Annotated in this window: 11 protein-coding genes; 7 read left to right on the top strand and 4 right to left on the bottom strand. The window is 35.1% G+C overall.

From position 1 onward, the window contains the following. Positions 1 to 8: 8 nt before the first annotated feature. From Q0940_RS00375 to Q0940_RS00390, 4 genes are all read right to left on the bottom strand, one after another. On the bottom strand, positions 9 to 1361 hold the full coding sequence (locus Q0940_RS00375; protein ID WP_299262592.1) for a class II 3-deoxy-7-phosphoheptulonate synthase: 1353 nt from the start codon (positions 1359 to 1361) through the stop codon (positions 9 to 11). Positions 1362 to 1372: 11 nt separating this feature from the next. Then, entirely contained in the window at positions 1373 to 1843 is a 471-nt protein-coding gene (locus tag Q0940_RS00380) for a low molecular weight protein-tyrosine-phosphatase (RefSeq protein WP_299262596.1), read from the bottom strand. A gap of 652 nt (positions 1844 to 2495) precedes the next feature. Further along, positions 2496 to 3161: a DUF2987 domain-containing protein gene (locus Q0940_RS00385; RefSeq protein WP_299262599.1), complete on the bottom strand. Its 666-nt coding sequence runs from the start codon at positions 3159 to 3161 to the stop codon at positions 2496 to 2498. 36 nt (positions 3162 to 3197) lie between these two features. Continuing rightward, positions 3198 to 3977 carry a glucosaminidase domain-containing protein gene (locus Q0940_RS00390; protein WP_299262601.1) on the bottom strand — a complete coding sequence of 260 codons (780 nt, stop codon included), beginning with the start codon at positions 3975 to 3977 and terminating at the stop codon, positions 3198 to 3200. 295 nt (positions 3978 to 4272) lie between these two features. Here Q0940_RS00390 and Q0940_RS00395 point away from each other — a divergent pair, with 295 nt between their 5' ends. The 7 genes from Q0940_RS00395 to Q0940_RS00425 all read left to right on the top strand — a co-directional run bounded on the left by Q0940_RS00395 (position 4273) and on the right by Q0940_RS00425 (position 13079). Then, positions 4273 to 5487, top strand: coding sequence for a pyridoxal phosphate-dependent aminotransferase (locus Q0940_RS00395; protein ID WP_299262604.1), 1215 nt, complete (start codon positions 4273 to 4275; stop codon positions 5485 to 5487). Positions 5488 to 5550: 63 nt separating this feature from the next. Then, positions 5551 to 6144 carry a 5'-deoxynucleotidase gene (yfbR, locus tag Q0940_RS00400; RefSeq protein ID WP_299262607.1) on the top strand — a complete coding sequence of 198 codons (594 nt, stop codon included), beginning with the start codon at positions 5551 to 5553 and terminating at the stop codon, positions 6142 to 6144. After that, entirely contained in the window at positions 6141 to 7430 is a 1290-nt protein-coding gene (locus Q0940_RS00405) for an anti-phage deoxyguanosine triphosphatase (protein ID WP_299262609.1), read from the top strand. The genes yfbR and Q0940_RS00405 overlap by 4 nt, the downstream gene beginning before the upstream one ends. 481 nt (positions 7431 to 7911) lie before the next feature. After that, a complete protein-coding gene (locus Q0940_RS00410; RefSeq protein WP_299262612.1) occupies positions 7912 to 9423 on the top strand; it encodes a GGDEF domain-containing protein in 1512 nt (503 codons plus the stop codon). Positions 9424 to 9498: 75 nt separating this feature from the next. Beyond that, positions 9499 to 10836 (top strand): nucleotide 5'-monophosphate nucleosidase PpnN, encoded by a 1338-nt coding sequence (gene ppnN / locus Q0940_RS00415; RefSeq protein WP_299262615.1) that lies wholly within the window; start codon positions 9499 to 9501, stop codon positions 10834 to 10836. Between the two features lie 90 nt (positions 10837 to 10926). After that, complete coding sequence (locus Q0940_RS00420; protein WP_299262618.1) at positions 10927 to 11307, top strand: DUF3192 domain-containing protein; 381 nt, start codon at positions 10927 to 10929, stop codon at positions 11305 to 11307. Positions 11308 to 11309: 2 nt separating this feature from the next. Continuing rightward, the gene (locus tag Q0940_RS00425) at positions 11310 to 13079 is read left to right on the top strand and encodes a hypothetical protein (protein ID WP_299262620.1); all 1770 of its coding nucleotides are present in this window, start codon (positions 11310 to 11312) and stop codon (positions 13077 to 13079) included. Positions 13080 to 13126: the final 47 nt, after the last annotated feature.

Genomic DNA, 13126 nt, shown 5'->3' on the forward strand with positions numbered 1-13126 from the left:
ATTATTGGTTACAGTTTTTTAGCATCTTTTAATGCGTCGGTGATTAAAAATGCCAACTCTTGTACTTGGTCTGCATTTAATCTTGGATCGCATTGGGTTTTATAGCGTTGTGATAGATCAGCTTCGCTCAAACCATATGCGCCACCAGTACACTCAGTAACATTTTGTCCTGTCATTTCAAAATGAACACCGCCAGCCCAACTGCCTTCAGCTTTATGAACCGCAAAGAATTGCTGAATTTCACGTAATACCGAATCAAAGTTACGTGTTTTGTAACCATTAGAAGCTTTAATTGTATTACCGTGCATAGGGTCTGAGCTCCATACAACCTTACGACCTTCAGACTCAACTTTACGTACTAACGCTGGTAGTTTATCACCAAGAACATCTGCGCCCATACGAGTGATTAAGGTTAAACGCCCCGCTTCATTATTAGGGTTAATAGCATCTATCAAACGGATCAAATCGTCTGGGTCCATACCTGGGCCAACTTTTACCCCAACCGGATTATGAATACCTTTAAAGAATTCCATGTGGGCGTGATCTAGCTGACGTGTTCGTTCACCAATCCACAGCATATGTGCAGAGCAGTCGTACCAATTACCAGATAGATGATCACGACGTGTTAACGCTTGTTCGTAGTTCAGCAATAATGCTTCATGTGACGTGAACAGCTGAGTTTCTTTTATTCTAGGTGTGGTTTCTGACGTTAAACCAATCACTTCCATAAATGCTAACGTTTCTTCAATTCGGTCAGCCAAATTCTGGTAACGTTCACGGTTTGGATTAGACTCAACAAAGCTCATATTCCAACGATTTACTTGATGTAAGTCCGCCAACCCGCCTTGAGCAAAGGCTCTTAATAGATTTAATGTAGACGCAGAATGATGATAAGCGGTAATTAAACGGCTTGGGTCTGGTTCGCGTGCTTCTGGTGTAAATTCAAAGCTATTAACATTATCACCACGGTAACTCGGTAACGAAACACCGTCGATAGTTTCTAAGTCAGACGAACGAGGTTTAGCATATTGCCCCGCCACACGTGCAATTTTAGTTACCGGAACTTTTCCACCAAAGGTAAGAACAACCGCCATTTGCAGCATAACCTTAAAGGTGTCTCTGATATTAGCGGCATTAAAGTCAGCAAATGACTCAGCACAGTCGCCACCTTGTAATACAAAGCCACGGCCTTCAGCAACTTCGCCTAGTTGGCGATGTAATTCTCTTGTTTCCTCGGCAAAAACAAGAGGAGGAAAACTTTGCAATTGCTGTTCAACATTTAATAATGATGCCTGATCTTTATAAGTCGGTTGTTGTTGGATAGGGAAATTTCTCCAGCCATCCGGTGTCCAAATACTCACAGCGTTACCTTTTATTTTGAGAGTGTATTAATTAAGCCATCGCTGGCATCTTCGATTAAATCCAAAACGGTTTCAAAGCCCTGATCACCACCATAATAAGGATCAGGCACTTCATCGTAATCTGGATGATTTGTTGCGTAGTTTAAAAACAAGTTTATTTTATGCTGATAGGTTTCTGGGCATCTTGCCATTAAGTCTTGGTAATTGGCTTTATCCATTACTAAAATATGGTCGTAAAATTCAAAGTCATCATCAATTACCGCACGGGCAAATAAATCTGAAAAGTCATAACCTCTATTTTCACCATGCTTAATTGAACGTTTATCTGGTGTAGCGCCAATATGATAACCTGCTGTACCAGCACTATCTAATATTACATCTAACTTAGTAGCTTTTAACTTTTGGCGGAAAACCGCATGTGCTGTGGGTGAACGACAAATATTCCCCAGACATACAAATAAAACAGATGTGCTTTTCGCCATGATAACTTACCGCATTTTAATGAGATACTTACCCCCACTGTCATTATCCAATAAGAGTAAGCAATAAACTTGATAATTCAAAAACCAATTTAAACTATCTTATAAGGCCGACTTTGCCATATAGATTGCAAGATAGAAACCTCTAAATCTAGATTTTTAATGCTTATCTATAATTTAATAGTAAAGAGCTAGTAAACTGCATATTTCACGGTTTACTATAAAGCGGTTAAATATCCTCTGAACTCTACATCTATGTATTCTTTTAATTCAAATGGAGTGCCATCTGGCATGTATTTTTTGGGATTGCCTACAAGTGATTTTGGTTGTGTTTGATAAATTAAGATGGGTGGTACTTTTATTCGGATACTTTAATTCTGCAAATAGTGAGAGAAGTATTATTGTTGACGGTACAGAGACTACAGATGTTTCTACTGCAGCTAACTCAGGAGCTGTTTATATTTATTAAGTAAATACTTAACCCTATTTAATGATTAAGTTAGTCATTTTAAAGTCCTAAAATGTAAATACATTTCAGGGCGGGACAAACTAGTACACAAAGCCTGACTTCAAAATTCGGGCTGTTTGACTATAAATGGTTTAGTTCTTAATTCATTCACATAAAAAATTAAGCAGCCCCTATAAATAAAAGAAACTACTCTATGTATGGTAAAGCTTTAACAATGGAATGAGAAAAGCTAACCTTGTCTTTATATAACTCTAAGTCTTGTGATCTCAAGGTACAGCTATTTAATTTACACTCACCCGCTACCATATCAATTATTGTTAACGTTTCATTAGGCGCAGCTTTAAAGCTAATACCTACGACATCAGGCAAGGTAAATGACATCATTCCAGCTAAGTCATTTAACGCTAAATCAAATGTACTTATCAATGACTTAGCTTTAGCAACATCAACGTCCTTATCTAACAAGATCACGCTTTCTAAGCGCATATTTAATCCGCAAATTTGGTTGTCTGCTTTTTCAATAACAATGGCGGCTTTATCCGCATCAAGCTGATGATCAAAAGGTAATAATATTTCACCACTTGGTAGAGAATACACTTCCATTTCATCTAATTTAGTTTGCAATCTAACTGACTTTACAGGGCAAGCATTCCCCTGTTTATTCATAAAATAAAAAGCCAGTTTTATATCTTGGTACTGTGACTCATTAAGATCTTCTAGTCGGTCAAAAAAACCATCGTAATTCAGGACCAACTGATTTTCTTCCGATACTGCATGTACAGCCATTGGTAAAAAACTGCTGGCCAGTAACACCAAGCTCCCAATTAGTACTCGGTTTTTTATAGTTTGCATTTATTTAACTCTCTATTTAGTACTCGTTGTAACACTCTATTTAACAGTTGGTTGATTTATAATGTATTTTTTATTAATTCTGATCATATGTTTTAACTCAGCAATATATTCTTCTCTGCGAGTTGAATACGATATTAAACCATCAGCAATTATCGTTGCATCTAACTCTTTATTATCTTTGCGTAATTGAGCACGTAAAGTACGTAATTTTTTATACGCATTACCTGTATTTAAGTTATGAAAATAACTGCGAATCGAGCTAATTGGATATTTAAACTTTCTGACTTCATAGGTTTTACCTGCAGGACGTCCGCTTGGGATTAAACCGCAGCCCTTTTTAAAACACCACTGACCAAATAAGTTATTTGCTTCAAGGGCAAAACGTGATGTTCCCCACGCACTTTCATTGGCAGCCTGCATTAATACTAATACTAGAGGTAGACCATCAACTTTTAATAATAAACGACGTTTTAACTCTGTAAATTCAATGCCTGTATCGACATCATAGCTATCAGCTATTTTCATTAGCTTTTTAAGTTCATTGCTGTTCTCAGGTAACTTATTTATACCTTTTATAAAATCACGTTTTACAGCAATCTCTGCGTTTATTTGTTCAACGTAAGGCGTTAAATAGGTGAAAAATGCAACTTTCTTTTGTTTCACATCGGTATAAGTGGTGAAATCCGGTAAAGCTGTATTTTTCACAACCGAATGCGTTTCTTTATTGGAAGACTTAGGTGGGTTTAATACTGGATACATCGCAGCTAATACAACAATGGCGATGAATAAAATTTTACTAACTAATTTGACAAACATTATATACCTCTGAAAATTGAGGCGTGATGGTATCATTTTAATTATTAAACCTTAAATTTATCCTAATATATTTTGTTTTTATCATTTTATTTTATCAAAAAATGCGCGATATCAACTCCCCTAGCCTGAATAAATTCCATAGGATGTTTCTATTAAACGTAATGCCATATACACTTGGGTAGAATTCCTTAGACAAAATTATTATTTGACATAAATTAGTCTTTGTCTGTAAATATGTGTGTGATACTCAGTGTAATTAACAATAATAAGCAATTTATAAGTAGCTGGTAAGTAAATGAAACCTATTAAGAAGTCTTCAAAATTAAATAACGTTTGTTACGATATTCGAGGCCCTGTTCTGGACTACGCAAAACAGTTGGAAGCTGCCGGTCATAAAATTTTAAACTTAAACGTTGGTAACCCAGCCACTTTTGGTTTTGAAGCCCCAAATGACATGTTAAAAGATGTTATTAAACAGCTACCTAAAGCACAAGGTTACAGTGACTCGCAAGGTTTATATTCTGCTCGTGTTGCTATCATGCAATATTATCAGCAGAAAAATCTTAAAGACGTTCAGGTTGAAGACATTTATATAGGTAATGGCGTTAGTGAATTAATTGCTATGTCTATGCAGGCTTTATTGGATAATGGTGATGAAGTATTGATCCCATCCCCTGATTATCCACTGTGGACAGCGACTGTAAATTTAAGTGGTGGTAAAGCCGTTCATTATTTATGTGATGAAGAGCAAAACTGGGCACCATCAATTGAAGATATAAAATCTAAGATCACCAAGAATACGAAAGCCATTGTGTTAATTAACCCCAATAATCCAACGGGTGCGGTATACAGCAAGCAATGCTTGTTGGAAATTGCCGATTTAGCTGAAAAGCATGGTTTGATCATTTTCAGTGATGAAATTTATGACAAAGTTTTATACGACAATACCATTCACCACAGCATAGCGGTGTTAAGACCTGATTTGTTTGTCGTTACTTTTAGTGGTTTATCGAAAAATTACCGAGCAGCTGGTTTTAGAATTGGCTGGATGGTGTTATCTGGCAATAGAACTCATGTAACTGACTACATTGAAGGATTAAACATGTTGGCATCTATGAGACTTTGTCCTAATGTCCCTTGCCAGTATGCCATTCAGCAAGCTTTAGGTGGTTACCAAAGCATTAATGACCTAGTAGAAAAAGACGGTCGCTTATACAAACAAATGGAATTTGCCTATAAAGCACTTAATGACATTGACGGTATAAGCTGCACTCGCCCACAAGGCGCTATGTATTTATTTCCTAAAATTGACTTGGAAAAATTTAACATTAAAGACGACGAATTAATGGTGTTGGACTTGTTAAAACAAAAACACATCTTGTTAGTTCACGGTCGTGGCTTTAACTGGGATAAACCAGATCATTTTAGATTGGTATTTTTACCACATTTAGAAGAATTAAAACCCGCACTTGCCGACCTAGCTGACTTTTTTAAACACTATACGCAGTAACTCATAAACAATAGAGTAGCTCTTAAAAAGAACCCACTAATAACCTAAGGCTGTATTTTATAAATGAAGACTAGTCATTTTTTTGCCAACTTAGCACGACTTAAATTAATTCATCGTTGGCCTTTAATGCGAACCGTAACAGAAGAAAATGTTCAAGAACATAGTTATCAGGTCGCCATAGTTAGCCATATATTAGCGCTAATAAAAAACAAAAAATTTAACGGCAATATCGTCCCTGAACGAGCGGCATTGGTCGCGCTTTACCACGACAGCTCTGAAGTATTAACAGGTGATTTACCAAGTCCAATTAAATACTTTAATGAAGACATAGCCAAAGAATACAAAAAAATAGAATCTATTGCGGAAAAAAGCTTAGTAAATATGTTACCTGAAGAATTTCAGGAAGATTTTATTCCGTTAATTCAACATGAAAAAATTGATAAAGACATCGCATTTTTAGTTAAGTCGGCCGATGTTATTTGTGGTTACTTAAAAGCCCTTGAAGAAATTTCTGCGGGTAATCATGAATTTGAAAAAGCTAAAAACAATATTGAAAAAACACTAGAGAAATATCGCACTCCAGAAGTTAATTATTTTATGGACGTATTTGTTCCTAGTTTCAGTTTAAGTTTAGATGAGATCTCTGCAGACTTATGAGCATTTGGCACGAGCGACTTTCCGGTGAAAATAACCTAAGACCTAACGATCATAGGGATGCTTACCAAAGAGATAAAGGCAGGATTTTACATTCTGCCGCCTTTCGTCGCTTACAATCCAAAACTCAAATTTTAAGTGTTGGTAAAAATGACTTTTATCGCACCCGTTTAACTCATTCGTTAGAAGTTGCCCAAATTGGCACTGGATTAACGGCTCAGTTAAGACAAAGCAAACAAGTATTAGCCAATGAAACATTAAATGCCCTACTGCCAAGCGATGCATTAATTGAGTCTTTAGGATTAGCCCACGACTTGGGTCATCCCGCTTTTGGTCATGGTGGTGAAGTTGCTCTGCATTATATGATGCGGGATTCTGGAGGCTTTGAAGCAAACGGCCAAACCTTTAGAATTGTTACTGAATTAGAACCTTATACCAAATCATTTGGTATGGACTTAACCCGTAGAACTCTATTAGGTTTAATCAAATATCCACGCTTACTTACTGAACCAACACCTTCTAATGTTGTAGAAAATGGCATGTACTTAATTAAAGCGGCTGATTGGAAGCCAACCAAAGGCGTATTCAACGAAGATAAAGAAGCCTTTGAATGGGTTATCAAAAACTTAACTAAGCAAGACTCCGCATTATTTTTAACGGTTAATGGTAATCACACACAATATAAGTCGTTTGATGCTTCTATTATGGAACTCGCTGATGATATTGCTTATGGCGTACATGACTTAGAAGATGCCATCGTATTAAATAATGTCACTAAAGCCATGTGGTTAGAGCAAGCCTTGCCTGTTTTATTAAAGATTGATAACCCTTGGTCTAAAAAATACAGCGAAAACTTAACCGAGATGTTATTCAGTAATGAACATCATTTACGCAAAAATGCGATTGGCGCTTTGGTTAATCACTTAATAACCAATATTATCCTGATAAAAACCAATGACGCCTTTGAAGAGCCTTTACTAAAATACAACGCAACATTAGTTGACTCTGCCCTAGCATTGCTTAGCGTATTAAAGAATTTTGTATTTAATAATGTGATCATGGCAACTCAAATTCAGCAATTAGAATTTAAAGGGCAACGTATGTTGATGTCTATGTTTGATGCCTTTAAAAGTGATCCCACAAGATTACTGCCTAATAGCATTAAACAAGATTGGATAAATGCGGAGGATAAAAATCAAAACTCAGACCGAATTCTATCTGATCATTTAGCTAGTATGTCTGATCAACACGCTACAAGGGTGTACCAAAACCTATTTGGCACCGATTAACTGAAAGTCAAAAGAAATATTACACCACCACCACAAAAAAACGTCCATTCAAAATACATCAATATCACTCAGCATATAAAAATCTGTTATAAAACGTCATTTTATCGATTGAATTCGTGTAATTATATAAAAAACCATCTGATTAGGCTTTTTTATAAATCAAAAAACCAATAAAACTGTAACCACAATTGTAACATTACAAAATAAGTTACATAATTATTTTTATTCGAGTACAATCTCTCTAACAAGTCCCAACCTTGTTTATATTAATAACAGAACAGGCCTATTATGATTGTTGAACAGTATGAAGAAAACAGCTGGTTGCCTTATTATTTATTAAATAATTAACGCGCCTACCTTTTATCGCTAAAAAGCCATCTATTAAGATGGCTTTTTTTTGTTATACCTTTATAGTTAGGCTATTAGAGGTATTAATTAATCAAACTATTATCTTTTTAAATCTTTAGATTCGGAAATAAAATTGAACGATAACGTTGACGAAAAAAAACTTGAACAGGCATTGAAAGCTGCTGCTTATAAAGCATCGTTTGGCTTAGTAGACAAATTAAGTAATGTCACCAAAGGCAGTCATCCAGAATTAGACAGCCAATTAACTAAGTTAAGAAAGCTAGTAACAAAAGACAGTGACTTTAAATCTGTACTTAACGCTATTGAATCGGCAAGTCTTAAAGTCAATACGTTAGAACAAACCAATAAAGCTTCTCAAATCGCTCTAAAAGACGCCTTAATAGAGGCTGGAGAATCTTTACAGAACAGCTCAGGCCTACCGGATACATTAAGACGTCAACTTAGGATGGTGGTTAATAAATTAAAATCTGGTACGGCTAATATCTTCACCGAGTTACAACCACAGATCATACAGTTGCTGGATATCTACAGTGCACTAAAAAACAATAATACGGCAAGCGAAAATAAGACAGACAGTAAACGTGAGAATGGTGTTTATGATATTACTGATTTGTTGATTAAAAATTTAGAAAATTTAGCCAACAGCGAAGTATTAGTCCCATCTTTAGATAAAAAGTTAATTCAGATTAAAAACACGTCAACAGAAAAAGAAAGATTAGATCTTTGCATTAAAACGTTTTCCGATGTGATTGAACAATTTGGTGAAGAATTTAAACAAACACAAACTTTAGTGTTAAGTATAAATTCTGCTCTTGAAGAAGTTCAACATGTTTTAGTCGAATCATTAGCTAACTCAAAGCATTATGATTTAGAGCTAGGTAAACTCAACGTACAAATTGAAAAGCAGATTAATGACTTATCAAACAAATCTGGCAAAGCTAACAATGTTGAACAGTTAAAAGTACTTATTAATAGTAAGTTAAATTCAATTACAGACTCTATTAGCCAAAAAGAAAATATAGAAAAGCAAAGAACCAACGAGTTAAATTCAACCTTAACCAAAATGGAATCTAAGCTTTCCACTATGGAACAAAGAACCTCATTTTATCGAACTAAATGGTTAGAAGAAAAATCACGTAGTGAAACTGATGCTCTAACTGGTTTGCCAAATAGAGGAGCGTACGACAAACGCTTTGACGAAGAATTCCACCGTTGGGTTCGCCATCCTAAACCTCTATGCCTGGCGATTATAGATATAGATCATTTTAAAAAGATCAATGACAAATATGGTCATAGCGTAGGAGATAAAACCTTACAAATTGTTGCCAAAACCCTTAGGAAATATTTTAGGGTTTCTGACTATGTTGCCCGTTATGGCGGTGAAGAGTTCACCTGTATTTTAATGGACACAGATTTAAAAAGTACTAAATCACCACTAGAGAAAGTGAGAAAAGCGATAGAAGCTATCCCTTTTGCAATAAAAAGTGACAGACTTAACATCACTATTTCTATTGGTGTTTCCATGTTAAACGACACAGACAATACCCATACGCTGTTTGAACGAGCTGATAAAGCACTCTATGAAGCAAAACAAACAGGCCGAAATAAGACTTGTTATAGATAAAAAAGTCTCCGCAAATTTACTACCTTAATGTCAAATAAAGTAATACTACCTTTATATGTTAAAACTGGAGTTTGAATGAAAATACTACTTAACCCGCTTGATGGAATGAATTTACTGTCTCAAAATGAAGTGGCCAAACTACAAAAATCATCAAACAGCCCTTTATATACTCTTTTTCGAAGTTGTGCCTTAGCCGTATTAAATGTTGGTCATGAAAGTGACGATTTATATAATGGATTTGATGATTTTGACATCAATTTATTAAGCCGTGAACGTGGTCTAAAAATAGAATTAATTAACCCACCTGAAGCAGCATTTGTCGACGGTAAAATAATCACAGGTACTCAAGAGCATTTGCAGTCGGTTATCCGTGACATCTTATTTAATTCATCAAAGTACGAAACCACAGACTTTACTGATGGTGTAGAAGTAACCAACGCCATATTTGATATTTTGCGTCACGCCAATGTTATCTTACCGACTGACTTACCAAACTTAGTTGTATGCTGGGGTGGTCATTCAATAAAAGAAAATGAATATAGATATACCAAAGAAATTGGTTATCAACTAGGTTTGCGTGGTTTAAATATCTGTACAGGTTGCGGTCCTGGTGCCATGAAAGGTCCAATGAAAGGCGCAGCACTTGGTCATGCCAAACAACGTATTAAAAATGGTCGTTATTTAGGACTGACAGAGCCTAGTATTATTGCCGCTGAAGCGCCAAACCCAATTGTAAATGAATTGGTTATTTTGCCTGATATTGAAAAGCGTTTAGAGGCCTTTGTGAGAGTCGCTCATGCCATTATTATCTTTCCCGGTGGCGCTGGTACCGCAGAAGAATTACTGTATCTTTTAGGTATTATGTTAAACCCGAAAAATAAATCTCAAGTATTACCTATTGTACTCACTGGGCCTGAAGAATCGATTGCTTATTTTGAAGAAATTGCAGAATTTGTTGAATCAACACTAGGTAAAGAAGCACGAAGTTTATTGAATATAATGCCTAACGATCCGGTATTAGTTGCCCAATTTGTAAAAGAAAAAATGATTGAAGTACGTGATTTTAGACGTTTAGTTGGTGATGCTTATCAATATAATTGGACATTATCAATTGATACTGACTTTCAGCGCAGCTTTGAACCAGATCATGACAACATGGCAAAATTAGATTTAAGTCTAGATCAACCAAAGACTTTATTAGCTGCCAATTTAAGAAAAGCATTTTCAGGTATTGTTGCCGGAAATATTAAAGAGCAAGGTGTATTGGCTGTAAAACAAAAAGGCCCATTTATTCTTACCGGTGATACTTCTTTAATGAAAAAGATGGATAAGTTGTTAATGGCATTTGTTGAACAAGGACGAATGAAAATGCCCGGCAGTAAATATGAGCCTTGTTATAAAATTAATCACTGAGCGCCTAATTAAAAAGTTATTTTGGCAGATAACGAAGTAATCACGTTATAATAAAAACTTGTATAAAATTTTAGTATTAGAGAGTTCAAAATGGATAAAAAGGTCGTTAAATTTGTTGTTATTGGATTTGGATTATATGCAGTTTTTGCAGCCCTAGTATTAACGTTTTATGAAGAAGATACAGACCAAATGGGTTGGGAGGACAGACAAGCATTCAACAAACGATATATTAGTGCCCTTACCATTGATCAAAACATTGAACACTCTAACGTGATCCAAACATTAGGCTCACCAGATCTAACAGAGGCAAAACGCAAAGGTGACACTAACTTTCAAGTTATGTTTTACCGCACTCAACACTTACAGTCAGACGGCATTACAACCAAAGATGAATGTACGCCTATGTTATTCAAAAATGGATATTTAATTGCTTGGGGCGACAATGCCTATCAACAATTTAATAACATCTAATTTTGCAAACTGATTTATTAACATCTTACAATCAACTTTGTTTATTGGCATCTAACTGTCATAAGGTATTTGTTACTCGTGCGGAAAATGATTTAGAAACAAGTATCGACTTATTATTAAATCAAATAGATGTTTTATTGGATGCTAATCCAAGCCTTATTAGTGTTATTTTAAATACCACCAATAAAAATATGCACTTTGTTGCATCGTTTATTTTAAAACAAGCCTGTTTTAGCCATTTACTTTGTATAAAATCAAAACTTGATCCTGACCAAATACATTCATTAATTAAAGCCAGTTTATTATTGTCATACCTAATTTTGCCTAAGTTAATTGCAGCAAAAAAAGATAGTAAACAATTCCCATACTTTAAAAGAGCATTAAATAGTTGTTTGACCAACAGTTTTGCACTGGCGAAAAAACTCAAAATAACCGATAACATAACGTTAAAACTACTAAGCCAAATAGCAGGCGCTAATACCTACTCCAACGCTAATATTTATATGCAATCCTTAGTTGTAACGTCTTTAAACTGTACCCTAAGCGCATTTGCTGGTTTTAGCGACAAACTCACCTTTGGTACTGCGTTAAATCGATCATTAGCCGCTCATAGCCCTTTGCATATAAAACAACAAAAACTAGAACCATATAAAGATGAGTTTAGTAAATTGTGTAATTCGTTGTCGGATTTTAACGGTGCTTTGGTTAGATTAAGAAATAGAAACTTAGCATTATTAGTCCAACAAAACCCGTTAACCTTACAGTTTGGAATAGTTGAATTTGAGCAAAATTCAATTACCGAGCCAACTGAATATGAAGAAGTAGAAGCCGAATTTGTTAGAGTTGTATTGCCTCAGCAAGTTATTGATCAAGCCGTACTTATTAAATTGTTCGCTAGTCTCAAATTAGATGAAGACAATAAAGTCGAAACCAGAAAACTAACCACTATTAACGGTGTTAATCGTTATCGTGCGGATAATGATTGGCGTAATATCTCAAGAAGTTTTTTAAGTAACAATAGCAAAACATTATGTAAAGTTTTGGCGGATTACCCTGAACAATCACAATTACTTTTAGATTACGCCACAAATCAAAACCGCCAGCATCAAGTGGTTACTGAGTTGAGTCATGCGGTGGCTATGTTAGGCAAAGAGCAGTTATTCCCAACCTTGTGTAACGACAATATAAAAGTAAAACAATACCAAGTAAAAAAAATGGGCGCAGATGTGGTTAATTATAAAATTGACCTGTTCAGCCATATTTCATCTGAGCTTCATCATTGTACACATATAGGTTTACCTAAATACCATGAGCTTATCGCCCGCATTTTGATGATAGCGCTAATGACCATTCCAAAAGTATCTTATAGTGCTAGTTCCCCAGCGCGATTAGCGAAGCCCAATAGTAATAAAACGGTTTGTTTACCTGAACTGTTTGGATTGGCTTCTTTAGATAATTGGAAAAAAATAAGTCTACTGTTAAGTAAAAGTTGGTTATTACCAAAAGTGTATACCGATATAATTGAGCAGTATTTTTATTTTTTAGAACGAGGTAAAAGTATCGAACAAGACGACAAGCCAATAAATGACAATATTTTATTAATAATAGTGGCGACTTATTTTTTTCAACATCTAATTAACGGTGAAAACCAAATCACTGAAAACCCAGTTATTGAAAATATGATCCAAAAGAGTAAACGAATTAGAAGCACTCTCGATTATCTGTATGAAACTATTGGTCAGTCGGTAATTATTAACACGCCTCTTTCATAAACTATTTAAATAAAAAGCTAAATATTAATTACTTATAAATAAATTTA

The sequence above is a fragment of the uncultured Psychrosphaera sp. genome (assembly GCF_947500655.1).
GTDB lineage: Bacteria > Pseudomonadota > Gammaproteobacteria > Enterobacterales > Alteromonadaceae > Psychrosphaera.

What these genes read in the sequence shown, in the direction of transcription:
- Q0940_RS00380 (WP_299262596.1), bottom strand. Translation starts at nt 1,843, where the DNA reads ATGGCGAAAAGCACATCTGTTTTATTTGTATGTCTGGGGAATATTTGT.
- Q0940_RS00385 (WP_299262599.1), bottom strand. Translation starts at nt 3,161, where the DNA reads ATGCAAACTATAAAAAACCGAGTACTAATTGGGAGCTTGGTGTTACTG.
- Q0940_RS00390 (WP_299262601.1), bottom strand. Translation starts at nt 3,977, where the DNA reads ATGTTTGTCAAATTAGTTAGTAAAATTTTATTCATCGCCATTGTTGTA.
- Q0940_RS00395 (WP_299262604.1), top strand. Translation starts at nt 4,273, where the DNA reads ATGAAACCTATTAAGAAGTCTTCAAAATTAAATAACGTTTGTTACGAT.
- yfbR (WP_299262607.1), top strand. Translation starts at nt 5,551, where the DNA reads ATGAAGACTAGTCATTTTTTTGCCAACTTAGCACGACTTAAATTAATT.
- Q0940_RS00405 (WP_299262609.1), top strand. Translation starts at nt 6,141, where the DNA reads ATGAGCATTTGGCACGAGCGACTTTCCGGTGAAAATAACCTAAGACCT.
- ppnN (WP_299262615.1), top strand. Translation starts at nt 9,499, where the DNA reads ATGAAAATACTACTTAACCCGCTTGATGGAATGAATTTACTGTCTCAA.
- Q0940_RS00420 (WP_299262618.1), top strand. Translation starts at nt 10,927, where the DNA reads ATGGATAAAAAGGTCGTTAAATTTGTTGTTATTGGATTTGGATTATAT.